Annotated in this window: 9 protein-coding genes; all 9 read left to right on the forward strand. The window is 73.6% G+C overall.

The features are described 5' to 3' along the window. The first annotated feature begins 20 nt into the window (after positions 1-20). The 9 genes from ACGFIG_RS25085 to ACGFIG_RS25125 are packed head-to-tail and all read left to right on the forward strand — an operon-like array spanning position 21 to position 19,747. Complete coding sequence (locus ACGFIG_RS25085; RefSeq protein ID WP_393006787.1) at positions 21-1,082, forward strand: TauD/TfdA family dioxygenase; 1,062 nt, start codon at positions 21-23, stop codon at positions 1,080-1,082. Next, positions 1,079-4,162: an AMP-binding protein gene (locus ACGFIG_RS25090; RefSeq protein ID WP_393006789.1), complete on the forward strand. Its 3,084-nt coding sequence runs from the start codon at positions 1,079-1,081 to the stop codon at positions 4,160-4,162. Before ACGFIG_RS25085 ends, ACGFIG_RS25090 begins: the two co-directional genes overlap by 4 nt. Next, a complete protein-coding gene (locus tag ACGFIG_RS25095; protein ID WP_393006791.1) occupies positions 4,159-5,964 on the forward strand; it encodes an amino acid adenylation domain-containing protein in 1,806 nt (601 codons plus the stop codon). The genes ACGFIG_RS25090 and ACGFIG_RS25095 overlap by 4 nt, the downstream gene beginning before the upstream one ends. Continuing rightward, entirely contained in the window at positions 5,961-8,336 is a 2,376-nt protein-coding gene (locus ACGFIG_RS25100; protein WP_393006793.1) for a penicillin acylase family protein, read from the forward strand. Before ACGFIG_RS25095 ends, ACGFIG_RS25100 begins: the two co-directional genes overlap by 4 nt. A 2-nt stretch (positions 8,337-8,338) precedes the next feature. Then, a complete protein-coding gene (locus ACGFIG_RS25105) occupies positions 8,339-9,502 on the forward strand; it encodes a pyridoxal-phosphate dependent enzyme (protein WP_393006795.1) in 1,164 nt (387 codons plus the stop codon). 28 nt (positions 9,503-9,530) lie between these two features. Then, entirely contained in the window at positions 9,531-15,359 is a 5,829-nt protein-coding gene (locus ACGFIG_RS25110) for an amino acid adenylation domain-containing protein (RefSeq protein WP_393006797.1), read from the forward strand. After that, positions 15,356-16,138, forward strand: coding sequence for a thioesterase II family protein (locus tag ACGFIG_RS25115; protein ID WP_393006799.1), 783 nt, complete (start codon positions 15,356-15,358; stop codon positions 16,136-16,138). The genes ACGFIG_RS25110 and ACGFIG_RS25115 overlap by 4 nt, the downstream gene beginning before the upstream one ends. Then, positions 16,128-17,957 carry an ATP-binding cassette domain-containing protein gene (locus tag ACGFIG_RS25120; RefSeq protein WP_393006801.1) on the forward strand — a complete coding sequence of 610 codons (1,830 nt, stop codon included), beginning with the start codon at positions 16,128-16,130 and terminating at the stop codon, positions 17,955-17,957. Before ACGFIG_RS25115 ends, ACGFIG_RS25120 begins: the two co-directional genes overlap by 11 nt. Then, positions 17,954-19,747, forward strand: coding sequence for an ATP-binding cassette domain-containing protein (locus tag ACGFIG_RS25125; protein WP_393006803.1), 1,794 nt, complete (start codon positions 17,954-17,956; stop codon positions 19,745-19,747). Before ACGFIG_RS25120 ends, ACGFIG_RS25125 begins: the two co-directional genes overlap by 4 nt. Positions 19,748-19,756: the final 9 nt, after the last annotated feature.

Genomic DNA, 19,756 nt, shown 5'->3' on the forward strand with positions numbered 1-19,756 from the left:
CACCCTCCGATGGGAGTCAGATGCAGAGCCCTTCCGAGACCGACCGGCTCGCGGCGGTCCTCGACCGTCGGCGGTCGAGGCGCCCGGAGCAGAACTCCGGCAGCGAACTGGTCCGGGTGAGCCCCGGCGTCCGGAGACCCTGGCAACCCGCGCTCGCCGAGGCCACCGTGCCCGGCGTCGACCTGTGCGACTGGGTGACGTCGCACCTGCACCCGGTACGGGAACTGATCACCGCGCACGGTGCGCTGGTGCTGCGCGGCATGGTGTGCGACGTGGAGTCGTTCGGGCGGACGGTGGCTGAGGTCGCCGGCGACCAGTTGGCCGAGTACACCAACCGCTCCACCCCCCGCAGCAGGGTGGCCGGCAGGGTGTTCACCTCCACCGAGTACAGCGCCGACCACGCCATCCCGATGCACAGCGAGCAGTCGTACACCAGCCGCTGGCCGCTGCTGCTCGGGTTCTACGGCGAGCTGCCGGCCGAGACCGGTGGGGAGACCCCGCTGGCGCCGACCGACCAGGTGCTCGACCTGCTGCCCGCCGACCTCGTCGACCGCTTCGTGGAGCGCGGGGTCTGCTACGAGCGGTGGTACCACCCGAACGTCGGTCTGCCGTGGACGGAGGTCTTCCAGACCGAGGACCCGGCCGAGATGCAGCGCATCTGCGCCGACTCCGGCATCGAGGTCAGCTGGCACGAGGACGGTCTGCTGCGTACGAGGCAGCCGGCCCAGGTCGTCACCCGCCACCCGGTCAGCGGCGCGACCGTCTGGTTCAACCAGGCCAACCTGTTCCACCCGGCGGCGCTGCCGGAGTCGGTGTCCGGCCCGCTGCGCCGGACCTACGGCGAGCGGCTGCCCCGCAGCGTGTCCTTCGGCGACGGCTCACCGATCCCCGACGAGTACGTGCGCCTCATCGAGGAGGCGTTCACCACGGCGAGCTGGCGGGCGCCCTGGACGGCCGGCGACGTCGTGCTCGTCGACAACGTGGCGGTGGCCCACGGGCGGCGCCCGTACACCGGTGCGCGGCGGGTCCTGGTCGCGATGGCCGGCACCGGCCAGGCGGACGACGGGGGGAACGGGGAGTGACGGGGTACGACGACACGCGGGAGACCATCGGGCTCGGGCCCGCCCAGTGGCCGCTCTACGTCGCGGCGGGCGCCGCCCTCGGCCAGCGGCGTACCGTGCTGTCGGTGCCGTGGGGCCCGGCGGCGCCGGAAATGGACAGGGTGCGTGACCTGCTCGCCCAGTACGACGCGTGCTGCCTCGCGCTGCTGTCGATGCCCGGCCTCACGGTGCCGGTGCAGCGCCGGGAGCCGGGCCCGCTCGGGCCGGCCGACACGCCGGCGCAGAGCGCGCTCCGGCTGGTCGACGCTGCGCAGGGCCGCCGGCTGGAGATCTCCCTGCCCGCCGTGATGGTGGACGCGGTGTCGCTGCGCCTGCTCTGGGACCAGCTCGCGGCGCTGCTGTCCGGCCGGCCGTTGGACCGGCCCGAACTGGACTACCTGGACGTCGCGGAGTGGCAGCGCGAGGAGGCGGAGGAGAGCTCCCCCGGCGCGGTCAGCGCGGCGTTCCGCGCGGTTCTCGCCGCCCGGGACGCGAGCGCCCAGCGGCCCGCGCCGGAGCACGTCGAGCACCGGTGCGGCCCCGAGCTGCTGGCGGCTGCCCGGGCCGTCCCCGGCGACCTGTCGGACGTGCTCTCCGCCGCGCTGCTGCTCGCTCTGCCGGCTCCGCACGCCGACGGCCGGCGGCACGTCGCCAACCTCGTGCCCGGCCGGGGCATCGAGGCGCTGCGCCAGGTCGTCGGTCGGCTGGACCTGCTGGCGCCGGTGCCCGTCGAGGTGCCGGCGGACGCGACCGTACGCGACCTGCTGGCGGCGGTCGCCGACGCGCGACGCGCGGCGCAGCAGGAGTACACCCGGCAGACCGTGCCGGCGCTGCTCTCCGCGCTGACCGCCTGGCAACAGCTGGCCGGGTCCGGCGAACCGCTGGCCGGGGTGCTGGTCGAGCCGCCCTTCACCCCGCTGGAGCAGCCGTCGGCGGCACCCCTGACGCCCGAGGTGTCCGGCTTCGACGCCGGCCCGGCCGACCTGCTGGTGCGGGTCGTCGAGGGCACGGCCGACGGCGCGGTGTTCATCAGGCACGACCGGACCCGGCCCGTCCTCGCGCCGGAACTGCTCGAAGAGCGGCTGACGGTGATCCTGGCGCAGTTCGCCGGGGCCGACCGTCCGGTGCGCGGGCTGACCCGTACCGGCGCCCAGGAGCGCGCCCGACTGCGAGCCGTGCTGCGCGGTGCCGACGGCACCGGTCCCGGGGCCGGCGACGCCACCCCCGTGGAGCGGCTGATCCTGGACCGGGCCGACGCCGGACCGCAGCGGATCGCGCTGTCCGCCGCCGACGGTGAGCTCACCTACGGCGAGCTGCGGGACCGGGCGTACCGGGGCGCGCAGTCGCTGGCCGCCGCGGGGATCGGGCCGGGCAGCGTGGTCGCGGTCGCCTCCGGGCGGCTCGTCCCGTACGTGGTGGGTTGCCTCGCGACCCGGCTCGTCGGCGCGGCGTTCCTGCCGATCGACCCGACCATGCCCAGCGGGCACCGGCAGCGGCTGCTCGAGCGCGCCGGGGCGGCCGCCGTGCTGGGCGGCCCCGATCTCGCCGTCGACGCGCCGGAACGCACCGGGACCGGCCGGCCCCACGTCGACATCCCGACCGGGCCGGCGGACGCCCCGACGCCGGCGCCGGACCAGGTTCCGGTGCCGCTCTCGGCCCCGGCGTACGTGCTGTTCACCTCCGGTTCCACCGGCGTGCCGAACCCGGTGGCGGTGCCCGGCGCCGCGCTGGCCGGCTACGTCCGGTCGATCACGCGGCGGCTGTCGCTGACCGCGGATACCGTCGCCGCCAGCCCGGCGGCCTTCACGGCGGATCTCGGCGTCACCGCGCTCTGGCCGGTGCTGGCGGCCGGCGGTCGGGTGGTGGAGATCCCGCTGGCGGCGCGGCTGGACGCCGACCGGTTCGCCGGCCTGGTCGCCGGGCACGGGGTGACCCTGCTGAAGATCACCCCGTCGCACCTGCGGGCCCTGCTGTCGGCTGCCCCGGCGGCCGACTGCCTGCCCCGAGACGTCCTGGTGCTCGGCGGTGAACGGCTCGACGAATCCCTGGTGGCGCAGGCCCGGCAGCTGCGTCCGGAACTCACCGTGATCAACCACTACGGTCCCACCGAGACCACCGTCGGCGTGCTGACGGCGCCGGTGACGGGCACGGACCCGTGTCCCGTCGGCACCCCGCTGCCGCACGTCACCGTGGCGGTGCTCGACGACGCGGGCGAGCCGGTGCCGTTCGGGCACCGCGGCGAACTCGTCGTCGGGGGAGCCGCACTGGCCCTCGGCTACCCGGGCGACCCACGGCTGACCGCGTGGCGGTTCCGGCCGGACCCCCAGGCGACGCACGGTGAGCGGGTCTACCGCACCGGCGACGTGGCCAGCGTCGACGAGGCCGGGCAGGTGTGGCTGCACGGCCGGCTGGACGACCAGATCAAGATCCGCGGCTGGCGGGTCGAGCCGGCGCAGAGCGCGTCCGTCCTGCGCGAGCACCCCGCCGTCCGGGACGCCGCGGTGGTGGCGGTGGAGACCGCCGGCCAGGTCGCCCTGGCGGGGTTCGTGGTGGCCGAGGCGGGCAGCACCGAGACGCAGCTGCTCCGGTACGCGGCCGAACACCTGCCGGAACAGCTGGTGCCGACCCGGCTGCACCTGCTGGACCGGCTGCCGCTGCTGCCGAACGGCAAGGTGGACCGCGCCGAGCTGGTGCGCCACGCCGCCACGCGGGCCACCGCGATCGTCGGCCCCCGTACCGACCTGGAGTTCGTGCTCGCCGACGTCTGGTCGGAGCTCATGAACGGCGCCGAGATCGACGTGACGGTGAACCTGTTCCAGGCCGGCGCGCACTCGCTGATGGCGACCCAGGCGCTCAGCCGCCTGCGCGAGCTACTCGACGTGGATCTCAGGATCGACGACCTGTTCAGCCATCCGAGCGTCGAGGCGCTCGCGGGACGGCTGGCCGGCGGCGAACGGTCCGCCGACACCCAGCGCCGGGCGGCACTCGCCGCGCGCGTGCTGCGGATGACCGACGAGCAAGTGGACGAGTACCTGCGGAACGGCGCGGAGGCCGGACGATGACGAGCACGACCCCCAACGCGGTCGACGTGGTGACCCGATTCGTGACGTACGCCCGTCAGCAGCCCGACCAGCCCGCGTTGAGTTTCGGCGCCAAGCAGGTCACCTACCGGGAGCTGGACCGGTGGTCGGCGGCGGTGGCCCGGGACCTGGCGGCGGCCGGGGTGCGGCCGGGCGACCCGGTCGCGATCTTCTCGCCGGACCGGCTGGAGACGGTCGTCGCCGAGCTGGCCATCCTACGGGCGGGCGGCTGGTACGTGGTGGTCGACCCGCACCAGTCCGCGCACCGCCGGGACCTGCTCCTGCGTCGTACGCGCAGCCGGACCGTGCTGGTCTCCGACAGCGTCGCCGGGCAGTTGCCGGGCAACCTGACCGTGGTGCCACTCGACCGCCGGGAGGCGGAACCGTGGATGCGCGAGCCGGACCACCGGCTGCCCGCGTACGCCTGCTTCACCTCCGGGACCACCGGCGTGCCCAAGGGCGTCCAGGTCAGCCGGGACTCGCTCAGCTACTTCTGCGAGGTGATCACGAACCGGTTGGGGATGCGGGCGGGCTGGCGGGTGGCCGGATTCTGCCCGACCGACTGGGACGGCGTGGTCGTCGACCTGTGGATGCCCCTGACGGCGGGCGGGTGCGCGGTGAGCCTGGAGGCCGCGGACCGCGCCAACCCGGAGTTGATCGCCCGACTGGTCGCCGAGACGGGGGTCGAGCTCGCCATGCTCCCGACCGCCCTCGGGGAACTGGTGCTGGACACGCCCCAGATCGCCAAGGCGGACCAGCTCAAGGTGTTCGTCGTCGGTGGCGACCGCCTGATGCGCCGGGTGCCGCAGGGGGCGGCCTTCTCCCTCTGGAACATCTACGGCCCGACCGAGACGACCGTCGTGGTCACCGCCGGCGAGGTCGAGCCGACCGGTCCGCTCGACCTCATCCCGATCGGCCACCCGTTCCGGGCCGGCACGATCTCGATCGTCGACGAGTTCCTGCGCCCGGTGCCCGACGGCACCGTGGGCGAGATCCTGATCGGTGGCCCGCAGGTCGCCTTCGGCTACCTCGGCGAGCCGCGGACCACGGCCGACGCGTTCCGTCCCGCCCCCGACGGCGGCCGCTGGTACCGCACCGGTGACCGGGGCCGATTCCTGCCGGACGGCCAGATCGAGTTCCTGGGCCGGGGGGACAGCCAGGTCAGCGTGAACGGCCGCCGGATCGAGATGGACGGCGTCCTCACGCTGCTGCGCAGCCTGCCGGCCGTCGCCGACGCCGCCGTGGGCCTCACCGGCACCGGGCGCGCCATGGTCCTGCTCGCGGCCATCGTCGTACGGGATCCCGACACCACCGTCGCGGAGATCCGCGCCGGACTGTCGGACTGGCTCGCGCCCCACCAGATGCCGGACCGGATCGTGATGGTCGACGCGATTCCCCGCGACGACGCCGGCCAGCTGGCGGTCGACCGGCTGGTGGCCGCGCCGGACGCCCCGGCGGAGCAGACGGCCGACGCCGACGAGGAACTGGACCGGGTCGAGGAAGACGAACTGGACGAGTGGGTGCTCGACCTCTGGGCAGAGGTGCTCGGGCGACCGGCTGCCGACCGCACCGAGAACTTCTTCCAGGCGGGCGGCAACTCGCTCGCGGCGGTCCAGTTCGTCCAGCAGTTGCAGAGCGCGTTCGACGTGAGCCTGCCGGTGCTGCGCTTCTTCGACCGGCCGACCCCGGCCCGGCTCGCCGGCCTGCTGCGCGCCGCGCTGCGTGAGCAGTTGGCGCAGATGTCGGACGAGCAGGTGGCGCAGCTGTTGACGGAGCCGTCGTGACCGAGCAGTCCGCCGCGCTGCGGGAGCTGATCCGCCGCCGGGCCGTCCTGGCGGAGGCGCGGAAGAAGTCCGCGGACTCCGCCACCCGCCCCGTCGGCCGGTCCGCCGACGGGGCGACGGGCCGCGCTGCCGCCCGACCACTGACCGGCCGCCTGCAACTGCCCGGCTTCGCGGCCCCGGTGGAGATCAGCACCGACGCCGCCGGGGTTCCGCACGTGAGTGCCGCCTCCCGCGCCGACCTCTACCGGGCGCAGGGGTTCCTGCACCACACCGAACGGCGTTGGCAGATCGACGTCAACGGCCGGGTGGCGGCCGGCGAGCTGGCCGCGCTGCTGGGCCCCGCCGGCATCGCCTCCGATCTCCTGGCCCACCGGCTCGGCCTGCCCGACCTGCTCGACGCCGCGACCGCCCGGGCACCCGAGGACGTCCGCCAGGTGTTCGCCTGGTACGCGGAGGGCGCCCGCTGCGCGGCGTCGGCCGTGCCGGACACCGACGAACACCGGGCGTTGGGCCGGCAGCCGGCACCGCCGGACGGGCCCGCCGCGCTGCGTACCGCCACGGCGCTCTTCCTCCTGTTCGGCCTCGGCCTGCAACAGGACTGGCTGTTCGACCTGCTGCGCGCCACCCTCAACGGCGCGGCGGGGCCACTCTGGTCGGCGCCGCCCGGCGCGGCGGACGAGCCGCCCCCGGCCCCCGGTGACCTGCTCACCGCCGCCGTCGAGCGGTTCGGGGCGCTGCTGTCGACCGGCGGCGCAGGCTCGAACGCCTGGGCCGTCGGGACCCCACGTGGTGCCGCCGCGGGCCCGGTGCTCGCGGCCGATCCGCATCTGGCGCAGTACGCCCCCGGCCACTGGATGCCGATGCACCTGACCTGCCCCGACGTGGACGTCATCGGCGCGTCGCTGCCCGGCGTGCCGGACCTGGTGTTCGGCTACAACGGCAACGTGGCCTGGGCCACCACGTTCGCGCCCGTACGGACCAGCACGCTCACCCTGGAGCGGCTGGTCGACGGGGCGGCGCTGCGGCCCGACGGGACCGAGCCCGTCCGCTGGACGGAGCACACCGTCGAGGTGGCCGGCGCCGAGGCGGTGACGATCCGCACCGGCGCGACCTCCCGGGGCCGGCTGCTCGGGTTGGACCTCGGCGTCGGAGCGGGCCGGTACGACCTCGCGCTCGACTGTCCGGCGTGGGCGGACCCGTACGACCAGCGGGCGCTCGCCGGGGCGAACACCGCGGTCTCCGGGGCCGCGTTGGCCGCGGCGCTGACCGGGTGGCACGGGGTGCCGCAGTCGATCGTCTACGCGGACCGTGGCGGCCGGATCGGCACCGTCCAGGTCGGCACCCGGGCCGGGGACACCGGGGCGGGGCCCCACGGCGGCTGGGCGACGGCCGGGGCGCCGCAGGGCGTGCACCGGCACCGCGTCGACTCCGGAGAGGACCTGGTGGTGGCCGCGAACCACGCGCCGCCGGGCGGGGACGAGGCCGGCCACTGGGAGGCGCCGGTGCGGGCCGACCGCATCGGGCAGCTGCTCCGGGCGGGCCGTGGCACGTCGGTGCCCGAGTCGGCCCGGGCACAGCTGGACGTGCTGTCGCCGTTGGCGCGGGAACTGCTGCCGGAACTGGTGCGTACGGCCGCCCCGCTGGTGCCCGCCGAGCAGCAGCCGCTGCTGACGGGGCTGGCCGGCTGGTCCGGCCAGATGTACCGCGACCTGGTGGAGCCGACCCTCTTCGTGGCGTGGCTCCGCCAGCTCACCCTGGACATGGCGGCCGGGGCCGGCGCCGTGGCGGCCGGCCTGTTCGTCGAGCGCAAGGCGTGGATGACCGAGTGGGGGCTGGGCCTGCTGCGCGACCGGCTCGCGGCGCTGCCACGGCAGCAGGACGGCCCGACCCTGGTGGCCGCCGCCTTCGACCGGGCGCTGACCGACCTGCGGACCCGCTTCGGACCGGATCCGGCGCGCTGGACCTGGGGGCGGCAGCACACCGTCGTCTTCTCCCACCACCTCAGCGGATTCCCCGGCTGGACCGACGAGCCGATCGCCCTGGCGCTGCCCGGCTCCGACGACACGGTCTGCCGGGGTGACGGCGGCACCGTCCCCCGGGGCGGTCCCACCTTCCGCATGATCGTCGACCTGGCGCGTCCGGACGACTCCGTCTGGGCGTTCCCGGTCGGCGTCAGCGGCGTGCCCGCCTCGCCGCACCACCGCGACCTCTGCTCCGCGTGGTCGGTCGGCCGGTACCACCGGATGCTCTACCGGCGCGGCGCGCTCCAGGCCACCCGCCCGGACACCCTCACCCTGCTGCCGGTCGGCGCGGACGCCGCCACCGGCGGCGCCGCCACGACCGACTCCTCCTCATCCCACAAGGGCGACTGATCATGACCGAGACCGAACTCATCAACCTGTACTCCGCCTGCCCCGAGCGGGTGCTCGACCCGGTCAGCCGGGAGCCGATCACCGCCGCCCGCCTCGCCGAGGTGCTGCCGGAGTCGCTGGCCGAGATGGAGCTCTCCGACCGGCTGACCATTCCCGTGCCGGAGCCGCTGCGCGAGATCTACGCCGAGTTCCGGCCGACGCCGATCCTGCGCGCCACCCGCTTCGCCGAGGCGATCGGCACGGACTGCTCGATCCTCGTCAAGGACGAGGGGAGCACCCCGTCGGGCAACCACAAGATGAACAGCGCCTACTGGATCGCGTACCACTGCGCGCGGGACGGCATCACCACCATCACCACGGAGACCACCGGCAACTGGGGGACCGCCCTGGCGATGGCCGGCCAGCGGTTCGGGCTGCGGGTGGTGTGCTTCCTCGACGAGGCGAGCGCGCTGGCCCGCCCCGACCGCGAGCAGGCGATGCGTGCGGCCGGCGCCGAGGTCATCGTGGTCGCGCCGGACGACGACGAGCACTACGACCCGCTGGTGCTCTCGGCGAGCCGGGCCGTGAGCTACACCCGGGAGATCAGCTCGGCACGGTACATCTTCGGCAGCGTCTACAACTACTTCATCCTGCCGCAGACGATGACCGGGGCGGAGGTCCGCCGCGACCTGGTCGACGAGCAGCCCGACGTGGTGGTGGGCAGCTGCGGCGGCGGCGCCAACCTGCTGGGCATCGCCGGCGCGTACCTCGCCGACGCGCTGCACGGCGGTCCCGCGCCGGAGGTGCTCTGCGCGGAGTCCGACCAGTGCCCGATCGTCAGCAAGGGCGTGCTGGGCGAGTACTCCATCGACGACCAGGACTACTACCCCCGACTCCGGACGTACGGGCTGGACCGGCTGCTCGGCGACGAGTACATCGGTGGTCTCGGCTCCACCATCGTCGCGGCCCCGGTGGCCCACTTCCACGAGCAGGGACTGCTGCGTACCGCGACCTTCACGACCGAGCAGGCGGCCGAGGCGGCGGAGCTGTTCCGGCGTACGGAGGGCCGGCGGGTGGCCCTGGAGACCGGCTACCAGCTCGCCGCGGTCGTGGCCGAGGCACGCCAGTCGCCCGGCCGCCGGATCCTTGTCAACGTCAGTTCGGTCAGCGACCGTTCGTACGCCTGAGCTGCCGCCAGCGCCGGAAGGAAACCCCGTGCACAACTCGTCCCGTCGCAGGCGGCTGCTGCAGGAGCTGCTCAACGCCGAGGGGCTCACCTCGCCGGACCGGATCAGGCCCCGTGACGCGTCGGCCGGCAACGACCTGCCGCCGTCGTTCGCGCAGGAGCGGCTCTGGCTGATGGATCAGCTCACCGGTGGCTCAGCCGCCTACAACATTCCGCATGCGGTGCGTTTTCGTGGGGTGTTGCGGGTGGAGGCGTTGGAGTGGGCGTTGGCGTCGGTGGTGGAGCGGCATGAGGTGTTGCGGACGTGTTATCCGGTGGTGGATGGGCGGGTGGTGCAGCGGGTTGTGGGGGCGGGTTTTCGGTTGGGTGTGCGGGATGTGTCGGGGGAGGTGGGTGCGGGGGAGTGGTTGGCGGATTGGTTGGCGCGGGAGGCGTTGGAGCCTTTTGATTTGGCGTCGGGTCCGGTGGTGCGTGGTGAGTTGGTGCGGTTGGCGGTTGATGATCATGTGTTGTTGTTGACGGTGCATCATATTGCGTCGGATGGGTGGTCTTCTGGGGTTTTGGTGGGTGAGGTTTTGGCGTTGTATGAGGCGTTTGGTGTGGCGGGTGTGGGTGAGGTGTTGGCGCCGTTGGCGGTGCAGTATGGGGATTTTGCGGTGTGGCAGCGGGAGTGGTTGCGGGGGGATGTGGTGGCGGGGCAGTTGGCGTATTGGCGGGAGCGGTTGGCGGGTGTGTCGGTGTTGGAGTTGCCGACGGATCGGGTTCGTCCGGTGGTGTTGTCGGGGGCGGGTCAGACGCGTCGGTTTGTGGTGCCGGGGGAGTTGCGGGAGCGGTTGGTGGGTTTTGCGGCGTCGCAGGGGGTGACGTTGTTCATGGTGTTGGTGGCGGGGTTCAAGGTGGTGTTGTCCCGGTTGACGGGGCAGACCGACATCGCCATCGGCACCCAGATCGCCAACCGCAACCGGCCCGAGCTGGAACCGCTGATCGGTTTCTTCGTCAACACGTTGGTGCTGCGGACGGACCTGTCGGGTGCGGAGACGTTCCGGGCGGTGCTGGAGCGGGTGCGGCAGACGGCGCTGGGCGCGTACGCCCACCAGGACCTGCCCTTCGAACGCGTGGTCCAGGAGCTGCAACCGACCCGCGACCTCGGGCAGGCCGTGCCGCTGTTCAACGTCGACTGCATGCTGCAGAACGCGCCCTACCCGCGTCGCCAGCTCCCCGGCCTGGACGTCGAGATCCTGGACCGGCACACCTGGACCGCGAAGTCGGACCTGGGGCTGATGTTCTGGGAGACCGGCACCGAGTCGGAACCCGAACTCATCGGCTGGTACGAGTACAGCACCGAACTGTTCGACGACGCCACCGTGGGCCGCTACGTCGACCACCTGCTGCGGGTGCTCGACATCGCGATCCGCGAACCGGACCGGCCGCTGTCCACCGTGCAACTGCTCTCCCCGGAGGAGATCGCCACCCAGCTGACGCGGTGGAACTCCGAGCCGGTCGCGCCGGCCGCCGAGCGGACCGCGCTGGACCTGTTCGACCTGGCGGTGGGCCGCCGTGGTGACGAACCGGCGGTCGTGGTCGGCGAGGTCGAGCTGGGCTACCGGGAACTCGACCGGCGCGCCAACCGGTTGGCGAACGCGCTCGTCGCCGCCGGCGCCGGCCCCGAGCGGCAGGTGGCGGTCTACGCCGACCGCGGACCGGAGGCCTTCGTCGCCATCATGGGCGTGCTCAAGGCCGGCGCCGCCTTCGCGTTGCTCGACCCGCACGACCCGCCGGCACGGATCGCCACGGTGCTCGGTGAGGTACGCCCCGTCGCCGTGGTGCGGGCCACCGCGTCGCCGCTGGCCGGGCTCGTCGACGGGGTCGAGGTGCTGGACGTGCCGGGGCCGGCGGAGGGCGACGCGACGCCCCCGGCGACCCGGCCGCGCGGCGACCACCTCGCGTACGTCATGTTCACCTCGGGCTCCACGGGCGTGCCGAAGGGCGCGATGGTGCAACACTCCGGGCTGCTGAACCTGACCGAGTGGCTGAGCGGGACCGTCTACCGCAACGCGACCGGGGCGGCCCGCCGGGGCTGCTTCAACGCCGACTTCACCTCCGACGCGTTCATCGAGGACCTCTGCCTGCTGCTCATGGGCGAGACCATGTTCCTGCCAGACGCGATGACGCGGCGCGACCCGCAACTGCTGGTCGACCTGCTGCACGAGCGGCGGGTGCAGCTGTTCCAGTGCTCCCCGACGCAGGTGAACCAGCTGATGGCCAGCGGGTTGTTCGACGCCGGCTGCGCGCTGGAGACCCTCATCGTGGCCGGTGAGCAGATCGACGAGGACCTGTGGCACCGGCTGGCCGGGCAGTCCCGGGTGGCGGTCTGGAACGTCTACGGCCCCACCGAGTGCGCCGTGGACGCGACGTACGCCCGCATCCTCCCCGACGCGACGCCCTCCATCGGCCGCCCGGTGTGGAACACGACGATCCGGATCCTGGACGCGGACGGAAACCTGGTCCCGGCCGGGGTGCGCGGCGAGATCTGCATCGGCGGGGTGGCGGTGGGCCGGGGTTACCTGCGCCGACCGCGGCAGACCGCCGACGTCTTCGTCCCCGACCCGTACGCGACGACCCCGGGGGCCCGGCTCTACCGCACCGGCGACATCGGCGCGTACCGGCCGGACGGCACGATCGCGTTCCACGGCCGGCGCGACGACCAGGTGAAGATCCGGGGCTTCCGGGTCGAGCTGGGCGAGATCGAAGGGGTGCTGCGCGACCTCGCGGAGGTGGCGGACGCCCGGGTGGACCTGATCCCCGGCCCCACCGGCGAGGACCGGCTGGTGGCCTACGTGGTGCCCCGCCCGGAGGCCATCGCGCGTACCGACGCCGCGGCCGAGCTCGTCGCCCTCTGGCGGGACGTGTTCGACGTCGAGCAGGCCGCGCCGGCCCTCGACGTCACCCTCGACACCGCCGGCTGGAACGACTCGGCGTCGTTCCAGCCGATCCCCGAGGCCGAGATGCGGGAGTACCGCGACGCCACCGTACGGCGGATCCGGGACCTCGGCCCGCGCCGGATGCTGGAGGTCGGCAGCGGCACCGGCCTCATCCTGTTCGGACTGGCCGAGGTTCTGGACAGCTACGTCGGGGTGGACTTCTCCCCGGTCACCGTCGCCAAGCTCCAGGAGGTCGTGACGGCCGCGCCGCCGCCCTGCGAGGTGCGGGTGCTCCAGGCGGAGGCCCGGGACCTGGAGAAACTCGGCGCCGAGACGTACGACACCGCGGTGTTCAACTCGGTGGTGCAGTACTTCCCGCACCTGGAGTACCTGCGCGACGTCCTCGTCGACGTGCTCGACCGGCTCGACCCCACCGGCACGGTCTTCCTCGGCGACCTGCGCAGCCCGCAGCTGCTGGCGCTGACGCACATCTGGATCGAGGCCAGCCGGCTCGACGACCAGGCGAGCGTCGGCACGCTGGCCGCCCGCGTACGCGGCGCGATCGCCCGCGAGCGCGAGCTGCTCGTCCCGACGGAGTTCCTGACCGACCTGCGGGCGCAGGTGCCGACGGTCGCGTGGGTCGAGCACCGGGTGCACGGCGGCACCGGGCAGAACGAGATGGTCCGGTTCCGCCACGACGCCCTGCTGTACCGGGGCGAGCCGGACGCCCGCGTCGTACCACTGTGGCGGGACTGGACGCCCGGCGTCACGGTCGCGGACATCGCCGACCTGCTCGGGCAGGCCGCGGAGTCCGACGTGCCCGGCTGGCGCGCGGTCGGCAACGCCCGGCTGTGGCGGGAACGGGCGCTGGCCGACGCGATCGGTGCGGACGCACCGCACCGGCTGGTCACCGAGGTGCTCGCCGAGGCGGAGCGCGACGTGCTCGGGCGCGGCCTCGACCCCGAGCAGCTCGCGTCGCTCGGCCGGGAGCTGGGCCGGGAGGTCCGGATCACCTGGACGCCGGGCGAGGTGGGCGGGCAGTACGACGTGGTGTTCCTGCCCGCGGCCCTGAGCGGGCAGCGCGTCGAGGTGCGCTACGAGGCGCCGGCCGCCGTGGCGGAGCCGGAGGCCGCCTCGCCGGACTTCACCCACTCTCGCCAGCAGTTCTACCTGCGGCTGCGTGACGAGGCCGGCCGCCGGCTGCCGACCCACATGGTGCCCGGCGCGATCGTGGTGCTGGACCGGCTGCCGATCAACGCGGCGGGCAAGCTCGACCGGCGGGCGCTACCCGACCCGGACCTGGACCGGCCGGTCGCCGACCGGCACGACGAACCACCCCGCACCCCCGCCGAGCGGGCGCTGGCCGAGGTGTGGCAGCGGCTGCTCGGTGTCCCGGCGGTCGCCGCCACCGACAACTTCTTCGTCCTCGGTGGGCACTCCCTGCTCGCCACCAGCATGATCAACAGCATCAACGAGCAGTTCGGCGTGGAGCTGAGCATCCGGCACGCGTTCGAGTCCCCGGTGCTGCGGGAGCTGGCCGCGCTGGTGGACCAGGCCGCCGCCGGCGACGCCACCACGATCCCGTTGCTGCCCGTGCTGCGCGACGAGTTCCTGCCCCTCTCCTTCACCCAGGAGCGGCTCTGGCTGGCCGAGAAGCTGGGCCAGCAGGCCGGCGTCTACAACATTCCGCATGCGGTGCGTTTTCGTGGGGTGTTGCGGGTGGAGGCGTTGGAGTGGGCGTTGGCGTCGGTGGTGGAGCGGCATGAGGTGTTGCGGACGTGTTATCCGGTGGTGGATGGGCGGGTGGTGCAGCGGGTTGTGGGGGCGGGTTTTCGGTTGGGTGTGCGGGATGTGTCGGGGGAGGTGGGTGCGGGGGAGTGGTTGGCGGATTGGTTGGCGCGGGAGGCGTTGGAGCCTTTTGATTTGGCGTCGGGTCCGGTGGTGCGTGGTGAGTTGGTGCGGTTGGCGGTTGATGATCATGTGTTGTTGTTGACGGTGCATCATATTGCGTCGGATGGGTGGTCTTCTGGGGTTTTGGTGGGTGAGGTTTTGGCGTTGTATGAGGCGTTTGGTGTGGCGGGTGTGGGTGAGGTGTTGGCGCCGTTGGCGGTGCAGTATGGGGATTTTGCGGTGTGGCAGCGGGAGTGGTTGCGGGGGGATGTGGTGGCGGGGCAGTTGGCGTATTGGCGGGAGCGGTTGGCGGGTGTGTCGGTGTTGGAGTTGCCGACGGATCGGGTTCGTCCGGTGGTGTTGTCGGGGGCGGGTCAGACGCGTCGGTTTGTGGTGCCGGGGGAGTTGCGGGAGCGGTTGGTGGGTTTTGCGGCGTCGCAGGGGGTGACGTTGTTCATGGTGTTGGTGGCGGGGTTCAAGGTGGTGTTGTCCCGGTTGACGGGGCAGACCGACATCGCCATCGGCACCGCCGTCTCCGGGCGTACCCGCCCCGAGATCGAGCCGATGATCGGCTCGTTCATCAACACCCTGGTGCTGCGTACCGACCTGTCGGGCGAGTTGACCTTCCGGACGGTGCTGGAGCGGGTGCGGCAGACGGCGCTGGGCGCGTACGCCCACCAGGACCTGCCCTTCGAACGCGTGGCGCAGGAACTCCGGCAGTCGACCGACGGCCGCCACGACGGGCTGCCCTCGATCGACGTGTTCTTCCAGTTCGACGACACCGCCCCCAGGCTGCCCCAACTGCCGGGGCTGGAGGTGTCGCCGTACCCGGTGCAGAAGCGGACGGCCAAGTTCCCGCTCGCCGTCACCATCGCCTCCGAGCCCGACGGCGGCCTCAGCGGCAGCGCGGAGTACCTGGTCGACCTGCTCGACGCCGAGGACGTGGACCGCGTCGTGCGCGCGCTGCTGACCACACTCGACGCCGCGGTCCAGGCGCCGTACCAGCGCCTCGACGTCGCCGCCGGGGCGAAGGAGGAGAACCGATGAGGCGCAACCCGTACCTGCCGTGCCTGGAGATGCGCGATCCGGACGCCGCGCTGACCCTGTTCTGCCTGCCACACGGCGGCGGCTCCGCGACGGTCTACCGGGACTGGCGCGCCATCTTCCCGGCCTGGGTCGACGTGCAGCCGGTGGAACTGCCCGGCCGGGGCAGCCTGCTGTCCCGACCGGCGGTCACCGACATGGACCTGCTCGTCACGACGGTGGCGCGGGCGGTGCTGCCGGCCGTCGACCGGCCGTTCGCGGTCTTCGGCCACAGCATGGGTGCGACGGTGGCCGCCGAGCTGACGAGCTGGCTGTGCCGTTACGGGCACCCCGCACCCGGTCTGATGATCGCCTCGGGCCGGGCCGCCGTGCCGGACCTGCGGCTGGCGGCGGCGACCGCCGCGCTGCCCGACGACGAGCTGTTGACCTGGCTGCTCGGTCTGGGCGGCACCGAACCGGCGGCCTTCCTCGACCCGCAGCTCACCTCGATCGCGCTCCGCGCGTTGCGGGCCGACCTGACGGCGTGCGTCGGCTACGAGAAGACCTTCGACCGGCTGCCGGTGCCGATCCTCGCCCTCGGCGGGGACGACGACCCCGGGGTGCCGGTCGCCGAGCTGGAGCGGTGGAACGAGCAGACGTCGAAGGCGTTCCGCTCGGTGGTGCTGCCCGGCGGGCACTTCTACTACCGCGACCAGATGTCGACCGTGGCCCGGCTGATCACGGCGGAACTACGGCTGGTGCCCGGGGTGGGGACGTTGGCGGGAGAGCACCGTGGCGGGTGACCGGCGCGGCGCGGCGCGGCGGCACACCGCCGAGCTGCTGCTGTTGCTGCGGTACACGTTCGCCGTCGTGCCCGGACGGGCCGGCGCCCTCCTGGCGCTGGTCCTGCTGGCCGCCGCGATGACCACGGCCAGCATGATCGCCTCGGTGCGGCTGATCGCGGCGGCCGGTGAGACCGGCGCGCTGCTGGTCGCCGCCGTGTCGCTCGGCGTCGTGGTGGTCGTCGGCGAGGCGCTGACCGTGGCCGCGAGCTCGGTCGCCGCCGACGTGGGCGCGAACGTGGAAGCCGCCCTGCGGCACCAGATGATCCGCGCGGTGGGACCGACGCGGGAGGACGGGGACCGGCCCGGTCAGGCGGAGCTGTCGGCCTTCGTCAACGGCGGCTACTCGCCGGAGACCGTCTTCATCAGCCTCGCCTCGATCAGCGTCCGGCTGCTGTCGGCGGTGGCCGCCATGGGGCTGCTGGCGCTCTTCGCCTGGTGGGCGCCGCTGCTGATCCTGGTGACCCACCTGTGGAGCCGGCGACAGAACCGGAAGATGTTCATGATCGCGGTCAGCTCCACCATCGACGAGCGGTCGTCGCTGGCCCGGGTCGGCTACCTGGTCGACCTCGCCCTCACCCCCGGCACCGCCAAGGAGTGGCGACTGTTCGGCCTGCAGTCCTTCGTGCTCGCCGAACTGCGCCGGGAATGGCGCGTACTGCTCGGCGCGGTGCGGCCCCGACGTCGCCGGATGCTGCGCTCCGCCCTCTCGTCCACCCTTCTCGTCGCCGCTGCGGTGGCGACCGTGCTGGTCTCGTTGGCCGTCGCCGCCGGACAGGGTCAGGTGACCGTGGAGCGGTTCGTCCTGCTGGTGCAGGCGCTGCTCATGGCGCGCGGGTTCACCGGCTTCGGCGGGGCCGACTACGCCGTGATCAACGGCGTGCCCGCGCTGGTCACCGCTGCGGCCGCCGCGGCGGACCGCCCCGCCGCGCCGGCCCCGAGCACCCCGGCCGGCGGCACCGGGCCGGCCGTCCGCCCGCCCGGAGTCACGATCGACGACGTCACGTTCAGCTACCCGGGGCGGGAACAGCCGGTGCTGGACGGGCTCAGCCTCCGCATCCCCGCCGGCGAGGTGACCGCCATCGTCGGCGCCAACGGCGCCGGCAAGACGACCCTGCTGCGGCTGTTGCAGGCGTTCGAGACGCCACGGTCCGGGCGGATCCGGGTGGACGGGGTGGACCTGGCGCTGCTCGACCCGGCCGAGTGGCGTACCCGGCTGGCGGTGGTCCGGCAGGACTTCGTGCGCTACCCGTTGTCGGTGGCCGACAACGTGGCCGTGGCCGGCACCGCCGACCCCCGCGAACTGGACCGGGCGCTGCGCGCCGCGGGCGCCGCCACCCTGGTCGAAGGGCTGCCGCGGGGCACCGACACGCTGCTGGCCCCCGGGCAGGAGGGGGGCGCCGAACTCTCCGGCGGCCAGTGGCAACGCATCGCGCTGGCGCGGGCGTTGTACGCGGCCCGGGACGGCGCCCGCCTGGTCCTGCTGGACGAGCCGACGGCCAGCCTCGACCCGCGCAGCGAGATGGAGATCTTCCAGAACCTGCTGGCGGCGTTGCGTGGCTGCACCGTGGTCCTCGTCTCGCACCGCTTCGCCGCCGTCCGGCTGGCACGGCACATCGTGGTGGTGGCGGACGGCCGGGTCGTCGAGGAGGGCGACCACCACGAACTGCTCGCCGCCGACGGCTGGTACGCCTCCGCCTACCGGCTCCAGGCGCAACGGTACGAGGCCGGCGACGGGTCCGTCTCCGCCGACGAGATCACGATGGCAGGTGGGCGATGACCCGGACCGCCGGCCTGCGGTACCTGCTGGCGCTCCCGCTGCGGGCGGCGCCCGGTCTCTGCGCCGCGCTGCTCGTGGTGACCGTGCTGGACGCGATCGGCGCGGTGCTGGTCGCGCTGCTGGTGCGCGACGCGGTGGTGGCGATGGGCGCCGGCGACACCGACCGGGTGGTGTGGCGCTCGGCCGCGGCCGCCGCGGTGCTGACCGTCGCGCTGGTCGCGCACGTGTTCGCGTTCCTCTGGCAGGCCGCGATGGCGGAACGCGCGCGGCAGACCGTCGACGTCGAGACGCTGACCGCAGTGGGTGGGCGCCCGCAGATCGACCACTTCGCGTCTCCCGAGTTCCTCGACGACCTGCAGATCCTGCGCCGGGAACGGGGCCGCGTCGGCACCAGCTCGATGGTCGTGTTCCAGTGCCTGGAGAGCGGCCTGCGGCTGGTCACCCTCGTGGTCGCGTTGCTGACGGTGAATCCCGCCCTGCTCCTGCTGCCGGTCGCCGCGGTCGCCGCGGTCTGGGCCGCGTCCCGTGCCGAGGGGATCACCCAGGGCGGCGCGGAGCGGGCCGCCGCCGAGCGGCGACGTGCCGGGGCGCTGTTCGACATCCTGCTCTCCGAACGTGGCGTGCACGAGAGCGCCGTGTTCGACCCGGGGCACCGGATGGTCGGGCTGCACGACACGGCGCTGCGCGCGGCGCAGTGGGTGGAACGCAAGGCCCGGTGGCAGGCGTTCTGGCTCAACGTCGCCGGCTGGTCGATCTTCGGCGTCGGGTACGCCCTGCCGCTGGTCGCGTTGGTGGTCGGCTGGCCCGTGCCCCGCCCCGGCGCGGCGGACCTGGTGCTCGTGGTCCTGCTCGCGCTGCTGCTGATGAAGGCCATCGCCGACGTCTACGACGCGTACGGCTGGATGCTCGGCGCCGCCGCCACCGCGCAGCGGCAGCTACGGGTGCTCGCCGGGCTCGGCGCCGACGACGTGCCGGCGGCGACCGGGGAAGCGACGCCCCCGCTGCGCCGGCTGACCGACGGCATCCGGCTGACCGGCGTCTCCTTCCGGTATCCGCGCCACCCGAAGGACGCGCTCAGCCAGGCCGACCTGTTCCTGCCGGCAGGGTCGGTCGTCGTTCTGGTCGGCGAGAACGGCGCCGGCAAGTCCACCCTGCTCAACCTGCTGCTGGGCCTCTACCGGCCGACCACCGGCTCGATCCTGGTGGACGGCCACGACCTGGCACGGATGGCCCCGGGCCGGCTGCTCGGGGCGGCCACCGGCGCGTTCCAGGACTACGCGCGTTACCGCCTGTCGCTGCGGGAGAACGTGGGCGTGGGCGACCTGACGCGGATCGACGACGAGTCGGCCGTGCGGGCCGCCCTGGACAGCTGTTCGGCCGGCGGCCTGGTGGAGCGGGACCCGCGCGGGCTCGCCGCACCGCTCGGCGACACCGACGAGCCCGGGACGGTACGACTCTCCGGCGGGCAGTGGCAGCGGCTGGCCGCCGCCCGGGGGCACCTGCGGCCCGCGCCGGTGCTGCGGGTCTTCGACGAGCCGTCCGCGGCGCTCGACCCGGACGCGGAGGCGGCGCTGTTCGACCGGATCGTCGGCAACGGCGGTGACCTCGCGGCGCGGTACGGCACCGTGACGGTGATCGTCTCGCACCGACTGACCACCGCCCGCCTCGCCGACCTCGTCGTGTACCTGGAAGGCGGCCGGATCATGGCCGCCGGCACCCATGACGAGCTGGTCCGGCGCTGTCCCCCCTACGCCGAGCTGTACGCGATCCAGGCCGGAGCGTACTCATGACGAACTTCG

The sequence above is a fragment of the Micromonospora sp. NPDC049048 genome, from assembly GCF_043197615.1.
In the GTDB taxonomy this organism is placed as follows: Bacteria; Actinomycetota; Actinomycetes; order Mycobacteriales; family Micromonosporaceae; genus Micromonospora.

Bases quoted from the DNA above. Each gene is read 5' to 3' on its own strand.
- ACGFIG_RS25105 (WP_393006795.1), top strand. From the start codon at position 8,339: ATGACCGAGACCGAACTCATCAACCTGTACTCCGCCTGCCCCGAGCGG.
- ACGFIG_RS25125 (WP_393006803.1), top strand. From the start codon at position 17,954: ATGACCCGGACCGCCGGCCTGCGGTACCTGCTGGCGCTCCCGCTGCGG.
- ACGFIG_RS25095 (WP_393006791.1), top strand. From the start codon at position 4,159: ATGACGAGCACGACCCCCAACGCGGTCGACGTGGTGACCCGATTCGTG.
- ACGFIG_RS25085 (WP_393006787.1), top strand. From the start codon at position 21: ATGCAGAGCCCTTCCGAGACCGACCGGCTCGCGGCGGTCCTCGACCGT.
- ACGFIG_RS25115 (WP_393006799.1), top strand. From the start codon at position 15,356: ATGAGGCGCAACCCGTACCTGCCGTGCCTGGAGATGCGCGATCCGGAC.